Raw genomic sequence first — 18799 nt, 5'->3', positions numbered from 1 at the left:
GCGTCAAGCCGCGGCTTCACATCGCAACGATCGTGCTACCGATTGACGCGTTCGCGAAACGAATCCTTCGCAATTGCGTCAGCTTTGCTCGCTCTTGTTTTTGGCGGCGCGATCGGAGGCCGCAGTGTCGCCGCCGCCGACACTCATCCGATTGAGGGATAGGCGCATTCCCTGCGTCGGCGCCGGTGGGCGTTTGGAGGAGAGCGTGCGCGAATTGACGCCCATCCAGGAGATCTCCGACGACAGGCGGCCGTATTCGATCTTGGGGCAGCGGTTCATCACGACCTTGATACCGGCGGCCTCAGCCTTTTCCGCCGCCGCATCGTCGCGCGCGCCAAGCTGCATCCAGATCACCTTCGGCAGCGGATCGAGCGTGAGGCCCTCCTCCACCACGGGCATGATGTGGCTGGAGTTGCGGAAGATGTCGATCATGTCGATTGGGCGGCCGATGTCGCGCAGCGAGGCGACGAACGGCTTTCCAAGCAGCTCCTTGCCGACATGTCCGGGATTGACCGGGATCATGTCGTAGCCGCGCTGCGCCAGATATTTGAAGGCGAAATAGCTCGGCCGAACGTTGACCGGCGAGGCCCCGACCATCGCGATCGACTTCACGCTGTTGAGGATGCTGCGGATGTAATTGTCGGGATAGGCGTCGTGGTTCATTGCTGGTCTTTTCTTGTTGTCACTCATCCCGCCAGGTTGGCGTGCGCTTCTCGATGAAGGCGCCGATGCCTTCCTCGGCATCGCGGGCCATCATGTTCTCGGTCATCACCTCTGACGCATAGCGATAGGCGTCCGCAAGGCTCATCTCGGCCTGGCGGTAGAACGCCTCCTTGCCGAGCTTGACGGTGTAGGCGGACTTCAGCGCGACCTGTTGCGCCAGCGCAATCGCTACGTCGCGCTCGGCGCCGGCGGCGACGACGCGATTGACGAGGCCGATCTCTCTCGCGCGTGCGGCCGGGACCGGTTCGCCTGTCAGCAGCATCTCCATCGCCTGCTTGCGCGGCACGTTGCGCGACAGCGCCACCATCGGCGTCGAGCAGAACAGGCCGATGTCGACCCCGGGCGTGGCGAAGCTCGCCGCGTCCGATGCAATCGCAAGATCGCAGCTAGCGACGAGCTGGCAGCCGGCCGCGGTCGCGATGCCCTGGACGGCAGCGACCACCGGCTTCGGCAGATGCACGATCGCCTGCATCATCGCGCTACAGGCATTCATGGCTTCGGCGAAGAAGGCGCGGCCACGATCGGGATCTGCGCGGCGCGCGGTCAGTTCCTTCATGTCGTGACCGGCCGAGAACGCGGGACCGTTGGCCGAGAGCACGACACCGCGGACGGCCTTGTCGCCGCCGATGTCATTAAGCGCTGCATGTAGGGTGGCGATCATCGCCGTCGACAGGCTGTTGCGCGCGGCCGGCCGGTTCAGGGTCAGCACGGCAATGGGCCCGACCATTTCGCGCAGCAGAATTGGCTGATCCGGCGAGGGAGCGCGGGCGGCCTGGGTGGACATTGCGGCGTTTCCGATTGGATTATTACAGTGACATGATGCAGATAACCTAATGCAGCAAGGGACGTGAAGCGAGGGTGGGGAACGGCATGGCGGCAGCGAAAATGAGCGTGGCGGAGCTCGAGCAGTTTCTCCGCGACGAATTTCCCCAGGCCTTCAGCGGCGACGACATCACGATCGAGAGCGCGGACGGCCAGACCTGCCTTCTGCGCCAGCGCTACGGAGAGAAGATGCTGCGGCCGGGTGGAACCGTATCCGGCCCGACGCTGATGGCGCTGGCCGATTTCGCCATGTACGTGGTGCTGCTCTCCGCCATCGGGCCGATCGGGCTCGCGGTGACCACCAATCTCAACATCAACTTCCTGCGCAAGGGCCAGCCCGGGCAGGACGTGCTGGCGGAGGCCCGGCTGCTCAAGCTCGGCAAGCGGCTGGCGGTCGGGGAGGTCAAGCTGTTGTCCGGGACCTCGCCCGATCCGATCGCCCATGTCACCTCGACCTATTCCATTCCAAATGTTTGAAGTTTTTGCAGGTAATATAGCACCATATTTTTAAACCACTGATTTTGCTGATGTTATTTCCACCCTCGGGCATTGACCGTTGCGCGTCTCTTCTCTAGAAACCCGCGCAGTCCGGTGCGGTGTTCGCGCCGCTGTTCCCCGTCTACGGAAGCTCTGACATGAAAACCTTTTCGGCAAAGCCGGCTGAGGTGACGAAGAAGTGGGTGCTGATCGACGCCAAGGGTCTGGTCGTCGGCCGTCTCGCCACCATCGTTGCCATGCGCCTGCGCGGCAAGCACCTCCCGACCTACACCCCGCACGTTGATTGCGGCGACAACGTCATCATCATCAATGCCCAGCATGCGGTCCTCACCGGTCGCAAGCGCGAGCAGAAGACCTACTACAAGCACACCGGCTATGTCGGCCACGTCAAGGAGCGCACCGCGCGCCAGATCCTTGAAGGCAAGCATCCCGAGCGCGTGCTCGAGAAGGCCGTCGAGCGCATGATCCCCCGTGGTCCGCTCGGTCGCGTCCAGATGGGCAACCTCCGTGTTTACGGCGGCGCCGATCATCCGCACGAGGCTCAGACGCCCGAGAAGCTCGACATCGCCAAGTTGAACCGCAAGAACACGAGGGCCGCATAATCATGGCCGAATCCATTCAGTCGCTCGACCAGCTCTCGCAGCTCAAGACCGCAGCGGCGGCGCCCGATGCGCCCAAGCACGAGAAGAAGGTCGACAAGTTCAACCGCGCCTACGCCACCGGCAAGCGCAAGGACGCGGTCGCCCGCGTCTGGATCAAGCCGGGCGCCGGCAAGGTCACCGTCAACGCACGCGAGGTCGAGGTCTATTTCGCCCGTCCCGTGCTGCGCATGATGATCGAGCAGCCGTTCTCGGTGGCCCAGCGTTCGGGCCAGTATGACGTGATCTGCACCGTCGCCGGCGGCGGTCTGTCCGGCCAGGCTGGCGCTGTGCGTCACGGCATCTCCAAGGCTCTGACCTATTTCGAGCCCGAGCTGCGCAGCGTGCTCAAGAAGGGCGGCTTCCTCACCCGCGACTCGCGCGTGGTCGAGCGAAAGAAGTACGGCAAGGCCAAGGCCCGCCGGTCCTTCCAGTTCTCGAAGCGTTAATCGCTTCGGTCACATTCGCCGCGAAAGCGGCTTCAATGAGATGCAAAAAGGCGCTGATTTCAGCGCCTTTTTTGTTGTTCGTTTGTACGCAAATTCAGCGCGTGTTTCCCGAAAACTTGGGCCCCCTTGAAAACCTGAATGGAACTCGCGGGACCTAGCGTCGCATCTGGAAGGGCGCGCAAGTCGGCTGAGCCGATCGCGTAACTGCTATGTTTAGAAGGGGGCCGACATGATGTCGCTCGATAGCATCACGCTCTATTTGGTCGCCACGATGGTCGCCGCATTGCTCGGCGCCATGATGGTGTTTTTCGGCAGACAGGAGAACAGCCCCGCGCTGAAATGGTGGGGCACCGCCTATCTGCTCGGCGCGTCCTCGGTCGCGCTGTGGACCGCGACCGGTGACAAGCTCGGCCCGTATCTCTATCTCGCCCTGAACGCGGTCGGCTTCGTTGCCTGCGGCATGGTGTGGAATGCGGCGCGCGTCTTCCACGGCCGCAAGCCGAACTGGGCGGGTCTGGTGCTTGGTGCGATCGCCTGGGTCGCGGCCGTGAAGCTGCTCGATCCCTCCGCCTCGATGCTGCGCATGATCATCGGCGCCGGCATCGTCTCGGTCTATGCGGCCCTGACCGCGAGCGAGCTCTGGGTGGAACGGCGCAAGAGCCTGCAACGGCGCTGGCCGGCCTTCGTGGTACCTGTGATGCACGGCTGCGTATTGATGCTGCCGATCCTGCTCGGCAGCTTCCTGCGCCCGAACGATTCCGGCTTTTCCAGCAGCCTCTGGGTCACGGTGTTCGCGGTCGAGCTGATCCTGTATGCCGTCGGCACCGTGTTCGTGATCTTCATGCTGGTGTCCGAGCGCACCGTCACCGCGCACCGCACGGCGGCGTCGACCGATCCCTTGACCGGCATGTTGAACCGCCGCGGCTTCTCGGAAGCCTGCGCGCGAATGATCGAGCGCGAGGCCAAGGGCGGTCGCCCTGTCACCGTGATGATCTTCGACATCGACCATTTCAAGTCGATCAACGATCGCTTCGGCCATCCCGCCGGCGACGAGATGCTGAGACTGTTCTCGACCATCGTCGTCAACAATTTGCGCATCTCGGACCTGTCGGGCCGCATCGGCGGCGAGGAGTTCGCCGCGCTGCTGCCTTGCGCGCTGGAGGAAGGCGTGCTGGTCGCCGAGCGCGTGCGCGAGGCGTTCGAGACGTCAGGCGTCGTGGTCGAGGAGGGCCCTGTCGACACCACCGTCAGCATCGGTGTAGCCGGCGGCCCTGCCGGCACCGAGCTCGAGGTGTTGCTGGCCTCGGCCGACACGGCGCTCTACCAGGCCAAGCGCGGCGGCCGTAACCGCGTCGAGGCGGCGGAGGAGCTGCCGCTGTCGCTGGAGAACTGGCGCCGCCAGAGCGCCGCGCGGATCGGTGTCCCCAAGGGACCGTCGAAGACACAGCCGGCGACCGCCTGAGACGAAGGAGCCTGGCGGTAATCCTCTGTTTACCATTCGGTTCCACCATTGCGGTCATGGAATCGATCCGTCGACAGAACCCGCAAGCTGCCCTGATGTCGCTCGAAGCTGCCGCAAGCTCGGCGCGCGGCGGCTTCGCCTGTCTGTTCTCGACGGCCGACGAATACGAGACGGCGCTGATTGCCGAGCGCCGCGCCCAGGGGCGCTATATCAAGAGCCGCAGCTATTGGCCGATTGCCCTGTTTTGCGGTTGCGCGCTCGTCGTCGGCGGCACAGTGTTGTTGTTCGCCTGAAAGCCGCATTTTCGGCCGGGCAGGGCGCCGTTTCGGCGCCTTTTTCTTTGCTCCAGCCTGCGCTAGACACGGCCACCAAACAAAAAGGGGTGGAAACCGATGATCACCGAGATCGCGCAAATCGACGTCAAGCCGGGCAGCGAAAAGGACTTCGAGGCCGCCGTCGCCAAGGCCAAGGCCGCCTTCGGCCGTTCCAAGGGCTTCCACGGCTTTGAGCTGCACAAGTCGATCGAGAAGCCGCAGCGCTACCGGTTGATGGTGAAGTGGGCGACGCTGGAGAACCACACCGTCGACTTCCGCGGCTCCGAGAATTTCACCGAATGGCGCGGCCTCGTTGGCCAGTTTTTCGCCTCGCCTCCAGAGGTCGAGCACACCGAGACCGTGCTGACGACCTGAGGCGTCCTACGCCGCCTCTTGTCGTTTGAGCATGATCTTTTCGGAAAACCGCGCACTTTGCGCTAACGCGGCCCTTCGGGTCCGGATCATGCTGCCAGAGGCGGCGCCTCATACGTCTTGAAATGATCGATCATGACCTTGGCGATGGCGACCAGTGGCAGCGCCAGCGCCAGGCCCCAGATTCCGAAGACGACGCCGAGCACGATCTGGAACGCGAACAGCGTGGCCGGCGGGATGTCCAGTGCCTGGCGCTGGAGCAGCGGCGTCAGCACGTAGCTCTCCATCGCGTGCACGCCGAGAAACAGGATCAGCGCCGACAGCGCCGGAATCCAGCCCGAGGCGAGGCTTGCCAGCACCACGACCACGCCGGCGATGATGGCGCCGACGGTCGGGATGAAGGCGAGCAGGCCGGCCTGGATCCCCAGGATGAACGAGCCGGGGATGCCGATGATGGCAAGCCCGATCCAGGTCACGACGCCGACCGCGAGCATGACGATGATTTGCGCGATCAGCCAGCGCTCCAGCGTCTCGCCGATCCGGTCGATGATCAGCGTCGCGCGGACGCGATGCTTCGCCGGTGCGAGAAACAGCAGGCCGTCATGGTAGACGCTGGGTTGCGCGGCGAAAGCCAGTCCCAGGAACAGCACGATAAAAATGTTGCCGACGGCGCTGATCGCGCCGAACAGCAGCTTGAAGGTCTGGCTCACGATCGCCCCACCGCTGGAGGCAAGCGCACCTGCGCCCGGCAGGGGGCCGTGCGCATTCGGGTTCGACGACGGAGCCGTATCGCCCGGGGAGGCGGGGGCCGCCGAGGTGGCATTGCCGATGTCGAAGACGCTGGTGTCGATGCCGTGGTTTTCCAGGAAGGACCTGACATGCGCGATCTGCGATTTGATGGTGTTGCTGAGCACCGAGGCCTGGTCGGCAATGGTTGCGCCGCCGAGATAGGCGATGCCTGCGAGCAATGCCGCAAGCACGATGCAGACGATCGCAAGCCGTACCGCATGCGGCAGGTGGACGCGCCGGCCAAGCGCATTGGTCAGCGCGTTGAGGCCGACGCCGAGCAACATGCCGGTGAAGATCAGGAGCAGGGTGGCCGCAAAATACCAGGTGAAGACCAGTGCCGCGGTGAACAGCACGACGGCGATGCCGCCGACCGAGATTGCCCAAGCGAGATCGTTGCGAGTTTGGGGCCGTTCATCTCCGGAGATCGTCACATCAAGTCCTTTTTGGCGGCGGGCGAGCCACTCTTTCGGCAAACGTGCTTCCGATCAAGGCCGCGTCAACGCGCTGGTTTGACGCTGCCGCGCGAACGGTGCAGACCGATAAGAAAAGAACAGGTGGGGCGCGCTTGAGTTTCATCAGCAAATGGGCCGGTCTGCTCGGGCTTCTGGCCATCATCGTGATCGGCGACCAGATCCGAATCAACCGGCCAAGCCACAAATATCGCCTCACGGTCGACGTGACGACGCCGGACGGGATCAGAACCGCCTCCGGCATTCTGGCCATCGTGCCAGACCGCAACTACAACCGCGGTGGTCGCACCACGATGCGCGGGGAAGCCGTGTTCGTCGATCTCGGCCAAGACCGCGGCAAAGGCAAGAACCTGGTGGTGTTGCTGGCGCATCAGCAGGGCACCAAGCTCGACCTCGACGACATCAACTACGTCGCTCTCCGTGCCTACAGCGCCGCGCGCGGCAACCGCGTCTCGTTCGGCGATATCACCAGGCAAACCGGCATTGTTCCGGTGCAGGGGGACCTGATCCCCGTGCTCGTGAGCTTTGATGACCCCGGAGATCCCCACACCGCGCGCCTCGTCGCGGCCGCGCATGCGGACACGGTTCTCGGCAGCGGCTATGCCATCCGCGGCCTTACCGTCGAGGTGGTCCCCAACGGATTTTGGCCGATCGATTTCGGTGGCGTGTTCGGGGAGCCCGTGACTCGCGGAATCGAGGCGAAATTGCCGTGGCTGGCCATGCCGGGCGACCAGGCGGCAACCGCGCTGAAGGCCGCCGGCCTGCCTGTCACAGGCGCGATCGAGGCCCGGGAGGCATTTGCGCGAAAATAGCATTGCCGTCCCGCGATCCCTTCTGTTGAATTTGTTCCACCCCAGGGGCATGTTGAAAGAATCTTCTTGCGGGGAGGTCTGAACGGGAGATGAGAAAGCCGGTCGTCGGCGTGATCGGGAACGCCCATCGCGTCGAAAATCGATTTCAGGTCCAGATGGTCGGCGAGCGCAATTTGCGTGCCGTGGCCGAGGTTTCCGGCGGCTTGCCGGTGATGTTCGCGGGCTCCCCTGATATCACCGATATCGCCGCGCTGCTCGATACCGTCGACGGCATCGTGCTGACGGGGGCACGCGCCAACGTGCACCCGACCCGCTTCAACGTCGACCCCTGCGAGAAGCACGAGCCCTACGACATCCACCGCGACGAGGTCGCGCTGGCGCTGTCGGTCGCCTGCGTCTCGCGCGGTATTCCGCTGTTCGGAATCTGTCGCGGCTTGCAGGAGATGAACGTCGCCTTCGGCGGCTCGCTACACCCTGAGATCCGCGAGATCCCCGGCCGTATGAACCACCGCATGCCCCGGCTCGAGAACGGCGAGATCCATCCTGATCCGGCCGTCGTGTTCGCCGACCGTCACGATGTCGATCTCACGCCGGGCGGCGCCTTCGCAAAGCTCCTCGGCTGCGAAAAGATCCGGGTCAATTCGCTGCACGGGCAGGGCATCCTCGATCCCGGCAAGCGCGTGCTGATCGAAGGCGTCGCCGAGGACGGCACCATCGAAGCGATCCGCATTGCGGAAGCCCCGACCTTCGCGCTCGGCGTGCAGTGGCACGCCGAATACGACCCGCAGCGAAATCCAATCAACCGAAAACTGTTCGAGGCGTTCGGCGAGGCGATGGTGGCTAAGCAGAGGGCGACGGCATAGGCCGAGCGTCGTCGCCTTGACCTCATCGTCGGGAGTTGTGCCGAGCCGAGGTCGCGCGCTACGTTCCAGACCGAATCTTCCAGTCTGGAAATGGTTCTCGATGATGCGCAATGTCGCCGTCGCTCTCGTCCTGCTCGCATCCCCCGCATTTGCTCAATCCGCCCCGCCGACCGAGGGGCCGATCACCTGTGTGTCACCGATCGCACCCGGGGACACCGCCAACAGCCTGATGCAGCGTTACGGCAAGGAGGCCGAGATACAGGACCTGTCGGGGGCGGAGGGCGAAACCTACAAAGGGCTCGTCTTGTTTCCGAGGGTGATGGAGCGACGGCTAGAGGTCGCCTTCGCGGAAGACAAATCGAAGCGCGTTTCCGGCCTGACGCTGCGCGACACCGCCAGGACGAGCAAATGGAACGTCAGCGGCATTATGATCGGATCGAGCCTCGCCGACGTGCAGAGGGCCAACGGCAAGCCGTTCACGGTGGCCGGTTTCGAATGGGACTACGGCGGCTTTGTCACCGACTGGAAGGGCGGCGCACTCGGCCATCCAATGCAGGGCGGCTGCACGGTGACGATCCGCTTCGACCGGAAATCCGCCGCGCCGAAGTCGTTGCTCGGCGACGGCGTCAAGGTCGCCTCGGACAATGCAATGCTGGTGAAGTGGGCGCCGGTGGTGACGGAGATCGGCATGAATTTTCCGGATAAGTGAGCCAGCGACGAACCGCGCGCGCAATATCACCAGCAGAGTAAACCAATCAGTAGGGATCGTTGCGCGCTGATCTTTTCGATTCCGATTCGTTCTTTGAGAACGAAATGGAGTCAGACGCAGAACGAAAATTGATAGCGTGCACTCCACGCAGGACGGGTAGAGCGCCGAACGGTCATACTCGACTGATAGATGTTGTTTCGCGGCCCTAGGGCTACGCAAGCAGGTGCAGGCGGGAGCAGTGAATGCCCTCACATGATCACTATCTGCTCGGGGGTGCAGGGTTGGGTCACACGCCGCTGCTGATGCTTCATGGCTCTGGCGGGACGGAGCAGCACATGGTGCCGCTCGCCAGACAGCTTGCGCCATCCGCGATGGCGGTCGCGGTTCGCGGCAGCATGCCTTGGGAAGGCGGCTTTGCATTCTTTCGCCGGTTCGAGGATCGCTCAATCGATGAACGCGATCTCGTTGCCCGAGCCGGTCGGCTCGCCGATGATGTGGCCCATATCGGCGTAGACTATCGGTTCCCGAAACCTCCGATTGCCGTTGGCTTTTCGAACGGTGCAATCATCGCGGCTGCACTGCTCATGCTCTATCCCCAATGTGTCTCCGCTGCGGTTCTTCTCAGGCCGCTATCGCCATTCGCCACCGATCCGGGCACACGCCTTCCGCGGACACCAGTTCTCATCATCGACGGCCATCACGACGAGCGGCGATCGCCTGGCGATGGTGCCCGCTTGGCAAACCGTCTCGCCCACATGGGTGCAGAGATGACGCACCACCAGCTCCCAACGGGTCATTCGATCACTGAGGATGACATTCGCCTGGGGCGGGAATGGCTGAGGCCGCTGCTTTAGCAAGTCGGATGGGTCGTGGACGGAATAAACCAATTAGCAGGATCTGGTGTGTGCCGATTTTCACGATTCCGATTCGTTCTTTGAGAACGGAATGGAGTCAGACGCAGAACGAAAGCCAACGGCGCGAAGTGATCCGCCGATCATGCACCAAAACAAAAAGGCGCCCCGAAGGGCGCCTTTCTCATGTCGTGATCCTTCGAGCCGGTTAGCCCGAATAGTACATCTCGAACTCGACCGGGTGCGGGGTCATCTCGAAGCGGGCGACTTCGGTCATCTTCAGCTCGATGTAGGCGTCGATGAAGTCGTCGTCGAACACGCCGCCGTTCTTGAGGAAGCCGCGGTCCTTGTCGAGGTTTTCGAGGGCTTCTCGGAGCGAACCGCACACCGTCGGGATCTGCTTCAGCTCTTCCTTCGGCAGATCGTAGAGGTCCTTGTCCATCGCCGGACCCGGATCGATCTTGTTCTTGATGCCGTCAAGGCCCGCCATCAGCATTGCGGCGAAGCCGAGATAGGGATTGGCCATCGGATCGGGGAAGCGCACCTCGACACGCTTGGCCTTCGGCGAAGCCGTGTAGGGAATGCGGCAGGAGGCCGAGCGGTTGCGCGCGGAGTAGGCGAGCAGCACGGGGGCCTCATAGCCCGGGACCAGACGCTTGTACGAGTTGGTCGACGGGTTGGTGAAGGCGTTGATCGCCTTGGCGTGCTTGATGATGCCGCCGATATAGTGAAGGCAGGTCTCCGACAGGTCGGCGTATTTGTTGCCGGCGAATACCGGCTTGCCGTCCTTCCAGATCGACTGGTGCACGTGCATGCCCGAGCCGTTGTCGCCGTAGACCGGCTTCGGCATGAAGGTGGCGGTCTTGCCGTAGATATGCGCGACCTGGTGGATGCAGTACTTGTAGATCTGCATGTGGTCGGCCATCAGCGTCAGGGTGTCGAACTTCATGCCGAGCTCGTGCTGGGCGGAAGCGACCTCGTGGTGATGCTTCTCGACCTTGACGCCCATCTTGGCCATGGCCCCTAACATCTCGGAGCGCATGTCCTGCACCGAGTCCTGCGGCGGAACGGGGAAGTAGCCGCCCTTGGTGCGGATGCGGTGACCGAGATTGCCGCCTTCATATTCGGTGTCGGCGTTGATCGGCAGCTCCGAGGAGTCGAGACGGAAGCCGGTCTTGTAGGGATCGGACGAATAGCGGACGTCGTCGAACACGAAGAACTCGGCTTCGGGGCCGACGAACACGCTGTCGCCCACGCCCATCGACTTCACCATGGCCTCGGCCTTCTTGGCGATGCCGCGCGGGTCGCGGTTGTAGGGCTCGCCGGTGGTCGGCTCGAGCACGTCGCAGGTGATGACCATGGTGGTTTCAGCGAAGAACGGATCGATCGTCGCGGTCACCGGATCGGGCATCAGGCACATGTCGGACTCGTTGATCGCTTTCCAGCCGGCGATCGAGGAGCCGTCGAACATCGTTCCTTCGGCGAAAATGTCCTCATCGATCATGCTGATGTCGAACGTCACGTGCTGCCACTTGCCGCGCGGATCGGTGAAGCGCAGGTCGACGTACTTGACGTCGTTGTCCTTGATCGATTTCAGGACGTCTTTGGCGGTCTTCATGCATACCCCTTATGGCTCTGCGGGTCGGTTTCCAGGTGAGCAGATTCGTTCTCGCTTTCGGCGAGTTGGCGCAACCGCACAAACGAAATCAGGCCGCCGAAGCAGCCTTTATTTCTTTCAGAGTGTCGCAAAATTCGGGATAGCACCCGGCTCAGATAGCGTCCAGCCCGGATTCGCCGGTTCGGATGCGGATCGCCTCTTCGATGTTGGAGACGAAGATCTTGCCGTCGCCGATCCGCCCGGTTTGCGCCGCGCGGCGGATCGCGTCGATCGCACGCTCGACCAGATCGTCGCCGATCACGATCTCGATCTTCACCTTGGGCAGGAAGTCGACGATGTATTCTGCGCCGCGGTAGAGTTCGGCGTGGCCCTTCTGGCGGCCAAAACCCTTGGCCTCGGTCACGGTGATGCCCTGGAGGCCAACTTCCTGAAGCGCTTCCTTCACCTCGTCGAGCTTGAACGGCTTGATGATGGCTTCGATTTTCTTCACTGCGCGCCTCCCGGTCTTTCGATCAAATAGCAACGTCTTCGTCAGGATGCGCTTGTCTCACGCACGATTTTGTCTTCGTCATGCCGGGACCTGACCAGCCCGGCAACAACGGCCGGCCACACCCAGAAGATGTCAGTGAGCACGACAAACCGAAGCGGCTTCCTCGAAAGCAGGGTCTATGCCAAGTTGCAAATGCCCTGGATATTGGAGCGTTATCAGCCTTTTAACGAGCATCTCTGATAGGTGGGGCCAGTCGGCTCAAAATATCGCAGACTACGAAATAGGCAAACAGTTCAATATCTGTGCAATCCGTTGTTCCGTCGGGTGTCTCGGCACGGGACGTGCCTGTTGAAAGGGCGTTTGGACCAGGGAAGTGGCATGGAAGTATTGACCAACGCTGAGATGCAGCGCGCTGACCAGCTCAGCATTGCGGCAGGCACGCCCGGCTTCAAGCTGATGCTGAGCGCGGGCCAGGCGGTTGCCGAGGCCGCCAATGCGCTGGTGGAGGAGGGGCCAATCCTGATCGTGGCCGGCCCCGGCAACAATGGCGGCGACGGTTTTGTCGCAGCTGCCGAGCTCGCCGCGCAAGGGCGCGAGGTCTCGGTCATCCTGATGTGCGAGCGCGACCAGCTCCAGGGCGACGCGGCCTCGGCTGCGCGCGGCTGGAAGCATCCGGTGCTGCCGTTCAATCCGCAGGCGATCGGAAGGCCGGCGCTGATCATCGACGCACTGTTCGGGGCGGGCCTCAGCCGCCCCGTTGATGGCGAGGCGCGCGCGATGATCGAAGCGATCAACGCCAACGGTGCCCCGGTGCTGGCAGTCGACCTGCCGAGCGGCATCAACGGCACCAGCGCGGCCGTGCTGGGCGTGGCGGTGAACGCCACCGAGACCGTCACCTTCTTTCGCAAGAAGCTCGCGCATCTGTTGTTGCCCGGCCGCATGCATTGCGGCCGCGTGCGCGTCGCCGATATCGGCATCGACGCGCAGGTGCTCGACGCGATCGCGCCGCAGACCTTTGAGAACGATCCGGATTTCTGGGCCGCCGCTTTCCCGGTGCCGCGTATCGACGGCCACAAATATGCACGCGGCCACGTGCTGGCGGTGTCGGGCGATGCCGCAGCGACCGGCGCTGCACGGCTTGCCGCCCGGGGCGCCTTGCGCGCCGGCGCGGGCCTCGTGACGCTCGCGACCCCGCGCGACGCGCTTGCGATCAACGCGGCCGCGCTGACGGCGGTCATGGTGCGTCCTGTCGACATCGCCGTCGAGTTCGGCGAGCTGCTGGGAGACAAGCGCTACAACACCTGCATGATCGGTCCCGGAGCTGGAATTGGTGATCGCACCTCCGACATGGTTCATACCGCGCTCGCCGCGCAGCGGCATCTGGTGCTCGATGCGGACGCGCTGACGAGTTTTGCGGCAAGTCCCGAGCGCCTGTTTGAATCGATCAAGTCGTCGCAGGATACCGCCGTGGTGCTGACGCCACATGAGGGCGAGTTTCCGCGCCTGTTCTCCGACCTCAGCAACAAGACTCCGGGTCGTTCGAAGCTCGAGCGCGTGCGCGCCGCGGCCGAACGCTCCGGCGCCGTCGTGCTGTTGAAGGGGCCTGACACCACGATCGCCGCGCCCGACGGCCGCGCCACCATCGCCGCCAATGCGCCACCCTGGCTCGCCACCGCCGGTGCCGGCGACGTTCTGTCGGGTATCATCGCAGGGATCCTCGCGCAGGGCGTCCCGGCGTTCGAGGCGGCGAGCATCGGCGTCTGGATGCACGGCGAGGCCGCGAGCGAAGCCGGGCCGGGGCTGATCGCGGAAGATCTCACCGAAACGCTGCCGGCGGTGCACCGCCGCATCTATAACGCGCTCGGGATCGAGTATTGATGCCCAGGCAGCTCGCGCTCACCGATATGGGCGCGGCGGCGCAAGTCCATCGGATCGCGTTCGATCACGCGATGCCATGGCTCGCCGGGCTGCACACGCCGGATGAGGACCGCTGGTTCTATCGCGAGCGCGTTTTCCCGACCTGCCGCGTCTGGGGACATTTCGACGGCGATGAACTCTGCGGGATCATCGCGTTTCGTGACGGCTGGATCGAGCAGCTCTACGTTCGTGCGGCCGCACATGGCCGCGGCATCGGCACCGAACTCCTCGACATCGCCAAAGGCGCGCGCCAGCGGCTCGAGCTCTGGACCTTCCAGCGCAACGCGCCTGCGCGGCGCTTCTATGAAGGGCGCGGGTTCACGCTGGCCGAGGAAACGGATGGCGCCCGGAACGAAGAGAAGGAGCCCGACGCCCGCTACATTTGGACACGCGCAGGCCGATAGATCACTCCACGCCGTACCAGCGCACCAGGCGCGGTGCGGCCCAATCGGTCTCGACGGATTCGATCAGCCATCGGCCCGGCGAGGTTGCGGCGAAGGCGATGCGCTCGATTTGGCCGGGCTCGATGGCGAGCGTGTCGAGCCAGTAGGGCTTCCAGCCGTCGTCGAGCTTGTCGAGCAGGCGGAAATGGTGGCCATGCAGAGAGAAGACGCTGGCGACGGGGGCGGGGTTCTTCAAGGCCAGCACGACGGTGCGGCCGGCCTTGGTGCGGAAGGCGGGCTCAGAGGCGGTGGAGAAGTTTGCCGTCCGCGCCCAGCCGCTGTCGGGCGCGCCGAGCGCGATGTCCAGCCGCAGGGCTCCTTTGAGGTCGAGCTTTTCGGGCAGATCGTTCCATGGCAGCGGCCGCGGCTGCAGGAGAGGCGCACGCCGCTCTTGCCAGCCGGTGACCCTGAGGGCCCCAATCCGGCGCGCCGCCTTGCCGTCATGCAGGAGGAACTGGGCCGTTCTGGCCGTATCCACAAACGCATCGGCCCTTGTGCCCGGGGCCAGCAGGAGAGCGCCGTTGCGTGCCGGGAACGGCTCGGCGGGCTGGCCGTCCAGGGCCATGACCTGGACGTCGCAGTTCTCCAATTTGATCGCCAGGACAGAACGTTGCGAGCCATTGATAAAGCGCAGCCGCAGCCGCTGGTTGCCCTGGGCTGAGAGTTCGAATGAGGTCTGTCCGTTGATCGTATAGAGCGGGGTGGTGTCCTTCGGATCCTGGCCCGGCGGGACCGCGGTGCCATCCGGTCGCAGACGCCATTCCTCGATCAGCAGGACCTCGTCGCGGTCGACGGCGACGCCGCCCGCCTCCTCGGCGATGATGGGAAGCGGTCGCGCGGGCTGCTTCAGGCTACCCTCGAACAGGCGGAAGTCAGCCAGCAGGGTTCCGGCTGATGATATTGAGATCGTTGATGTTTCTGTCGCTCCCGGGGCCGTCGGCGCGCGCCCCCGATGGGGGTCGGCGAGGGCGGCACCATTGAGACCATACCAGGCCGGCGCCAGCGGCACGGGCAGGTCGTTTCGAAACACCACCTCACAGATGTCGCCACGGCGGAGATGGACGCCCCTGGTATGGCTTGCGGCGGCGAGCTCCCAGATCGGTGTAGCCATCTGGCCCGGCCGCAAGTCCAACGTTGCAGGCTTGGCCTGGAGAAGGACCTGGGCGGTCGGGAGCGGGGCTGCGCCGCCGGCCAAGAGCCCGGCCACAGGGGCTCCGAGGGAGGCTCCCAGTCCCGCCAAAACCTGACGCCGATCAGGGGCAAAAATCCGCAGTGTCATGGTGCGATCCGGACCACGCGGCGCTGGATAAGTCCAGCCATCGTGCCTACTTGAAGGGTGCGTCCATCGGGCCATTTTTTTGCTGCGAACAGTCGGGCACATGCTATAAGCCCGGCCGCCCGCGGCATCGCGGCCGGTCTTGATGCAAATTCACGCGGGCGTGGCGGAACTGGTAGACGCGCTGGATTTAGGTTCCAGTGACGAAAGTTGTGGGGGTTCGAGTCCCTCCGCCCGCACCAAGCGCTTATCGCGTTTGCACGGATTACTGGGGCCTTGCTCCGCGCGGATGTTTTTCCGCTCGGAGCCGGGCTCGATGAACCACCGGCGTTGAGGTGTTTTACCTCGCGCCGGATCGATTAATGACAGCGTCCCGACGCGGGTAGCGTGCCGGGACCGAACGAGAAGAAGATTGGACGCCATGCAGGTCACAGAAACCCTCTCGGAAGGTTTGAAGCACGAGTTCAAAATCAGCGTTCCCGCGTCTGATCTCGACGCCAAGGCTGGCGCCAAGCTCGTCGACCTCAAGGACAAGGTGCGCCTCAACGGCTTCCGTCCCGGCAAGGTGCCGGTCACGCACCTCAAGAAGGTCTATGGCCGCTCGGTGATGGCCGAGACCATCGACCAGACCATCCGCGACACCAATACCCAGCTCTTCAGCGAGCGCGGCTTCAAGCTCGCTACCGAGCCGAAGATCACGATGCCGACCGAGCAGGCCGAGGTCGAGGAGCTGCTGAACGGCAAGACCGATCTGACCTACACGGTCGCGATCGAAGTGGTCCCCGCCATCGCGCTGGCCGACTTCAAATCCTTCCAGGTCGAGAAGCCCGTCGCCGACGTGTCCGATTCGGACGTCGACGAGGCGATCAAGCGCATCGCCGACACCAACCGCGGCTATGCCGCCAAGGCCGACGGCGAGAAGGCCGCTTCCGGCGACCGCGTCACCATCAACTTCAAGGGCACCATCAACGGCGAAGCCTTCGAGGGCGGCACCGGCGAGGGCATCCAGGTCGCGATCGGCTCCAACACCTTCATTCCAGGCTTCGAGGAGCAGCTCATGGGCATCGGCGCGAACGAGACGCGTACGCTGAAAGTGTCGTTCCCCAAGAATTACATGAGCGAGAAGCTCGCCGGCCAGCCGGCCGAGTTCGAGACCACCGCGACGCTGATCGAAGCGCCCCAGGATATCGAGATCAACGACGAGTTCGCCAAGACGCTCGGCCTGGAATCGCTCGACAAGCTCAAGGAAGCTGCGCGCGAGCGTCTGGCTGCGGAGTTCGCCGGTGCGACGCGCCAGCGCGTCAAGCGTGCGCTGCTCGATCGTCTCGACGAGGCGCATCGCTTCGAGGCGCCACCCTCGCTCGTCGACGAGGAGTTCAATCTGATGTGGAACTCGGTCAAGGCCGAGATGGATTCTGCCGGCAAGACCTTCGCCGACGAGGACACCACTGAGGACAAGGCGAAGGAAGAGTACCGCAAGATCGCCGACCGCCGCGTGCGGCTCGGCCTCGTGCTCTCCGAGATCGGCGAGAAGAACAAGATCACCGTCACCGACGACGAAGTCGGCCGCGCCGTGATCGAGCGTGCGCGCCAGATGCCGGGCCGCGAGAAGGAAGTCTGGGACTTCTATCGCAACAACGCCCAGGCATTGGCCCAGCTTCGTGCACCGATCTACGAGGACAAGGTCGTCGACTTCATCCTCGAGCTTGCCAACGTGACCGAGAAGAAGGTTTCACGCGAGGACCTGTACAAGGACGACGAGGAAAAGACTGCGGCCTGAAGGCTTTGACGCAGCCTCCTGTTAAGGATGATCAGCAAACAGGCCCAGCTAGCCAGATGGCCGGCTGGGCGTTTTTGCGAGAATCAGCTTGAAGTGCCGCAAGGGGCGAATGGATTAAGCCTTAATTCGCTCCGCACTTGTCTGGCGCGAATTGGGCTATATCTGTCGGTACCTACGCGTTCTACCGCTACCAACTTCCTGCATCACGGGACGTCCATCGGCCAGCCCAGCTGGCAGCCAAGACTGGCGATGTCCGCCTCTAAAACCCTAGGTGACTCATGCGCGATCCGGTTGAAACCTACATGAACCTCGTGCCCATGGTGGTCGAGCAGACCAACCGTGGCGAGCGCGCCTACGACATTTTCTCGCGCCTGTTGAAAGAGCGCATCATCTTCGTGACCGGGCCGGTCGAGGACGGCATGTCGACGCTGGTCGTCGCGCAGCTTCTGTTCCTTGAAGCGGAAAATCCGAAGAAAGAAATCTCGATGTACATCAATTCGCCGGGTGGCGTGGTGACGTCGGGCCTTGCGATCTACGACACCATGCAGTTCATCCGGCCCCCGGTCTCGACGCTGTGCACCGGCCAGGCGGCTTCGATGGGGTCCCTGCTGCTCTGCGCCGGCGAGAAGGACATGCGCTTCTCGCTGCCGAACGCGCGCATCATGGTTCACCAGCCCTCGGGCGGCTTCCAGGGCCAGGCTACCGACATCATGCTGCACGCGCAGGAAATCCTGAACCTGAAGAAGCGGCTCAACGAGATCTACGTGAAGCACACCGGCCAGACCTACAAGTCGATCGAGGACGCGCTGGAACGCGACAAGTTCCTGACCGCGAGCGACGCCAAAGAGTTCGGTCTGGTCGACAAGGTCATCGACAAGCGCGCCGAAGAGGTTGCGTCTGCGAAGACCCCGTAGCACTACCGGGACTGCAACTTTGATCCTTGGGATTAGCGGGGATCGTCAGCTCAGCGTTCATGCTAAGGACGCGTTCGCGAGGGCGCAAAAGGCCATTTTTGCGCCCTGCGACAAGCAGAAAGTTCCGCTTTCGTGCTCATTTTTCGTGGTAATCCAGCAACGTCGGGGTGATTTCGGTCACTTCGCCCGTGCCAAGGCCTCAAATCACGGTATTGTAACGGGTAGCCGGCGACCCCCGATTAGCGAATTCTTGATAGTCGGGTGACAGCATGGTTGGCTACGAATGATCGGCTATGATCGCGGAGAGTCGAGTGACCGTGATTCGCACGGGATGTAACGCGTAGGGTCTTTTTTGGTACGGAATTTGCTCTATTTGAGTCCCTTACCCGTCAATGTTTCGGGATGGGACGATCGAGCGGGCGGGATCGAACCGCGGACGGAGACATGAATGAGTAAGGTCGGCACGAGCGACTCCAAGAACACGCTATATTGCTCGTTCTGCGGCAAGAGCCAGCACGAAGTCCGCAAACTGATCGCGGGTCCCACGGTCTTCATCTGCGACGAGTGCGTCGAGCTCTGCATGGACATC

Annotated in this window: 21 protein-coding genes and 1 tRNA gene; 16 read left to right on the top strand and 6 right to left on the bottom strand. The window is 63.3% G+C overall.

What is annotated here, in order from left to right; translation table 11 throughout:
• Nucleotides 1-78: 78 nt before the first annotated feature.
• Both Q0687_RS00580 and Q0687_RS00575 read right to left on the bottom strand, forming a co-directional pair.
• Nucleotides 79-663, bottom strand: coding sequence for a CoA-binding protein (locus tag Q0687_RS00580; RefSeq protein ID WP_298870824.1), 585 nt, complete (start codon nt 661-663; stop codon nt 79-81).
• Between the two features lie 19 nt (nt 664-682).
• A complete protein-coding gene (locus tag Q0687_RS00575; protein ID WP_298870821.1) occupies nt 683-1507 on the bottom strand; it encodes an enoyl-CoA hydratase in 825 nt (274 codons plus the stop codon).
• A gap of 86 nt (nt 1508-1593) precedes the next feature.
• Between Q0687_RS00575 and Q0687_RS00570 the strand changes: the two genes are divergently transcribed.
• The 6 genes from Q0687_RS00570 (at nt 1594) to Q0687_RS00545 (ending at nt 5281) form a co-directional block, all read left to right on the top strand.
• Entirely contained in the window at nt 1594-2022 is a 429-nt protein-coding gene (locus Q0687_RS00570) for a PaaI family thioesterase (RefSeq protein WP_057756285.1), read from the top strand.
• A gap of 158 nt (nt 2023-2180) precedes the next feature.
• Entirely contained in the window at nt 2181-2645 is a 465-nt protein-coding gene (rplM, locus tag Q0687_RS00565; protein ID WP_015685724.1) for a 50S ribosomal protein L13, read from the top strand.
• 2 nt (nt 2646-2647) lie between these two features.
• Complete coding sequence (gene rpsI, locus Q0687_RS00560) at nt 2648-3130, top strand: 30S ribosomal protein S9 (RefSeq protein WP_092290945.1); 483 nt, start codon at nt 2648-2650, stop codon at nt 3128-3130.
• A gap of 229 nt (nt 3131-3359) precedes the next feature.
• The gene (locus tag Q0687_RS00555) at nt 3360-4592 is read left to right on the top strand and encodes a GGDEF domain-containing protein (protein ID WP_298870810.1); all 1233 of its coding nucleotides are present in this window, start codon (nt 3360-3362) and stop codon (nt 4590-4592) included.
• A 56-nt stretch (nt 4593-4648) separates the two neighbouring features.
• Nucleotides 4649-4885 carry a hypothetical protein gene (locus Q0687_RS00550; protein WP_298870807.1) on the top strand — a complete coding sequence of 79 codons (237 nt, stop codon included), beginning with the start codon at nt 4649-4651 and terminating at the stop codon, nt 4883-4885.
• Nucleotides 4886-4984: 99 nt separating this feature from the next.
• A complete protein-coding gene (locus Q0687_RS00545) occupies nt 4985-5281 on the top strand; it encodes an antibiotic biosynthesis monooxygenase family protein (RefSeq protein WP_298870804.1) in 297 nt (98 codons plus the stop codon).
• 86 nt (nt 5282-5367) lie between these two features.
• Here the strand turns inward: Q0687_RS00545 and Q0687_RS00540 are convergent, their stop codons facing one another.
• A complete protein-coding gene (locus Q0687_RS00540; protein ID WP_298870802.1) occupies nt 5368-6498 on the bottom strand; it encodes an AI-2E family transporter in 1131 nt (376 codons plus the stop codon).
• A gap of 134 nt (nt 6499-6632) precedes the next feature.
• Between Q0687_RS00540 and Q0687_RS00535 the strand changes: the two genes are divergently transcribed.
• From Q0687_RS00535 to Q0687_RS00520, 4 genes are all read left to right on the top strand, one after another.
• On the top strand, nt 6633-7349 hold the full coding sequence (locus Q0687_RS00535) for a hypothetical protein (RefSeq protein ID WP_298870800.1): 717 nt from the start codon (nt 6633-6635) through the stop codon (nt 7347-7349).
• An 89-nt stretch (nt 7350-7438) separates the two neighbouring features.
• Entirely contained in the window at nt 7439-8212 is a 774-nt protein-coding gene (locus tag Q0687_RS00530; protein WP_298870798.1) for a gamma-glutamyl-gamma-aminobutyrate hydrolase family protein, read from the top strand.
• A 103-nt stretch (nt 8213-8315) separates the two neighbouring features.
• Nucleotides 8316-8921 carry a hypothetical protein gene (locus Q0687_RS00525; protein ID WP_298870871.1) on the top strand — a complete coding sequence of 202 codons (606 nt, stop codon included), beginning with the start codon at nt 8316-8318 and terminating at the stop codon, nt 8919-8921.
• A gap of 242 nt (nt 8922-9163) precedes the next feature.
• On the top strand, nt 9164-9775 hold the full coding sequence (locus Q0687_RS00520) for an esterase (protein ID WP_298870796.1): 612 nt from the start codon (nt 9164-9166) through the stop codon (nt 9773-9775).
• A 205-nt stretch (nt 9776-9980) separates the two neighbouring features.
• Here the strand turns inward: Q0687_RS00520 and glnA are convergent, their stop codons facing one another.
• Together glnA and Q0687_RS00510 are read right to left on the bottom strand one after the other, a co-directional pair.
• Entirely contained in the window at nt 9981-11390 is a 1410-nt protein-coding gene (gene glnA, locus Q0687_RS00515) for a type I glutamate--ammonia ligase (protein ID WP_298870794.1), read from the bottom strand.
• Nucleotides 11391-11541: 151 nt separating this feature from the next.
• Nucleotides 11542-11880, bottom strand: a complete 339-nt coding sequence (locus Q0687_RS00510; protein ID WP_007603495.1) for a P-II family nitrogen regulator — start codon at nt 11878-11880, stop codon at nt 11542-11544.
• Between the two features lie 378 nt (nt 11881-12258).
• Between Q0687_RS00510 and Q0687_RS00505 the strand changes: the two genes are divergently transcribed.
• A complete protein-coding gene (locus tag Q0687_RS00505) occupies nt 12259-13758 on the top strand; it encodes an NAD(P)H-hydrate dehydratase (protein WP_298870792.1) in 1500 nt (499 codons plus the stop codon).
• Complete coding sequence (locus Q0687_RS00500) at nt 13758-14201, top strand: GNAT family N-acetyltransferase (RefSeq protein WP_298870790.1); 444 nt, start codon at nt 13758-13760, stop codon at nt 14199-14201. Before Q0687_RS00505 ends, Q0687_RS00500 begins: the two co-directional genes overlap by 1 nt.
• 1 nt (nt 14202) lies before the next feature.
• Here Q0687_RS00500 and Q0687_RS00495 read toward each other — a convergent pair whose 3' ends face one another.
• Nucleotides 14203-15519 carry a multicopper oxidase domain-containing protein gene (locus Q0687_RS00495; RefSeq protein WP_298870788.1) on the bottom strand — a complete coding sequence of 439 codons (1317 nt, stop codon included), beginning with the start codon at nt 15517-15519 and terminating at the stop codon, nt 14203-14205.
• A gap of 154 nt (nt 15520-15673) precedes the next feature.
• On the opposite strand from Q0687_RS00495, the gene Q0687_RS00490 reads away from it, so the two are divergent.
• The 4 genes from Q0687_RS00490 to Q0687_RS00475 all read left to right on the top strand — a co-directional run.
• Nucleotides 15674-15758, top strand: a tRNA-Leu gene (locus tag Q0687_RS00490).
• Nucleotides 15759-15937: 179 nt separating this feature from the next.
• Nucleotides 15938-17296, top strand: coding sequence for a trigger factor (gene tig, locus Q0687_RS00485; RefSeq protein ID WP_298870785.1), 1359 nt, complete (start codon nt 15938-15940; stop codon nt 17294-17296).
• 278 nt (nt 17297-17574) lie between these two features.
• Nucleotides 17575-18210, top strand: coding sequence for an ATP-dependent Clp protease proteolytic subunit (locus tag Q0687_RS00480; protein WP_298870782.1), 636 nt, complete (start codon nt 17575-17577; stop codon nt 18208-18210).
• 448 nt (nt 18211-18658) lie between these two features.
• A partial coding sequence (locus Q0687_RS00475; RefSeq protein WP_298870868.1) for a ClpX C4-type zinc finger protein occupies nt 18659-18799 on the top strand: 141 nt, incomplete at its 3' end.

Source organism: uncultured Bradyrhizobium sp. (assembly GCF_936928535.1).
Taxonomy (GTDB): domain Bacteria; phylum Pseudomonadota; class Alphaproteobacteria; order Rhizobiales; family Xanthobacteraceae; genus Bradyrhizobium.
This window is presented reverse-complemented; position numbering and strand designations above follow the sequence as displayed.

What these genes read in the sequence shown, in the direction of transcription:
- Q0687_RS00525 (WP_298870871.1), top strand. Translation starts at nt 8,316, where the DNA reads ATGCGCAATGTCGCCGTCGCTCTCGTCCTGCTCGCATCCCCCGCATTT.
- Q0687_RS00575 (WP_298870821.1), bottom strand. Translation starts at nt 1,507, where the DNA reads ATGTCCACCCAGGCCGCCCGCGCTCCCTCGCCGGATCAGCCAATTCTG.
- rplM (WP_015685724.1), top strand. Translation starts at nt 2,181, where the DNA reads ATGAAAACCTTTTCGGCAAAGCCGGCTGAGGTGACGAAGAAGTGGGTG.
- Q0687_RS00545 (WP_298870804.1), top strand. Translation starts at nt 4,985, where the DNA reads ATGATCACCGAGATCGCGCAAATCGACGTCAAGCCGGGCAGCGAAAAG.
- rpsI (WP_092290945.1), top strand. Translation starts at nt 2,648, where the DNA reads ATGGCCGAATCCATTCAGTCGCTCGACCAGCTCTCGCAGCTCAAGACC.
- Q0687_RS00520 (WP_298870796.1), top strand. Translation starts at nt 9,164, where the DNA reads ATGCCCTCACATGATCACTATCTGCTCGGGGGTGCAGGGTTGGGTCAC.
- Q0687_RS00495 (WP_298870788.1), bottom strand. Translation starts at nt 15,519, where the DNA reads ATGACACTGCGGATTTTTGCCCCTGATCGGCGTCAGGTTTTGGCGGGA.
- tig (WP_298870785.1), top strand. Translation starts at nt 15,938, where the DNA reads ATGCAGGTCACAGAAACCCTCTCGGAAGGTTTGAAGCACGAGTTCAAA.
- Q0687_RS00580 (WP_298870824.1), bottom strand. Translation starts at nt 663, where the DNA reads ATGAACCACGACGCCTATCCCGACAATTACATCCGCAGCATCCTCAAC.
- Q0687_RS00555 (WP_298870810.1), top strand. Translation starts at nt 3,360, where the DNA reads ATGATGTCGCTCGATAGCATCACGCTCTATTTGGTCGCCACGATGGTC.
- glnA (WP_298870794.1), bottom strand. Translation starts at nt 11,390, where the DNA reads ATGAAGACCGCCAAAGACGTCCTGAAATCGATCAAGGACAACGACGTC.
- Q0687_RS00550 (WP_298870807.1), top strand. Translation starts at nt 4,649, where the DNA reads ATGGAATCGATCCGTCGACAGAACCCGCAAGCTGCCCTGATGTCGCTC.
- Q0687_RS00530 (WP_298870798.1), top strand. Translation starts at nt 7,439, where the DNA reads ATGAGAAAGCCGGTCGTCGGCGTGATCGGGAACGCCCATCGCGTCGAA.
- Q0687_RS00570 (WP_057756285.1), top strand. Translation starts at nt 1,594, where the DNA reads ATGGCGGCAGCGAAAATGAGCGTGGCGGAGCTCGAGCAGTTTCTCCGC.
- Q0687_RS00480 (WP_298870782.1), top strand. Translation starts at nt 17,575, where the DNA reads ATGCGCGATCCGGTTGAAACCTACATGAACCTCGTGCCCATGGTGGTC.
- Q0687_RS00500 (WP_298870790.1), top strand. Translation starts at nt 13,758, where the DNA reads ATGCCCAGGCAGCTCGCGCTCACCGATATGGGCGCGGCGGCGCAAGTC.
- Q0687_RS00505 (WP_298870792.1), top strand. Translation starts at nt 12,259, where the DNA reads ATGGAAGTATTGACCAACGCTGAGATGCAGCGCGCTGACCAGCTCAGC.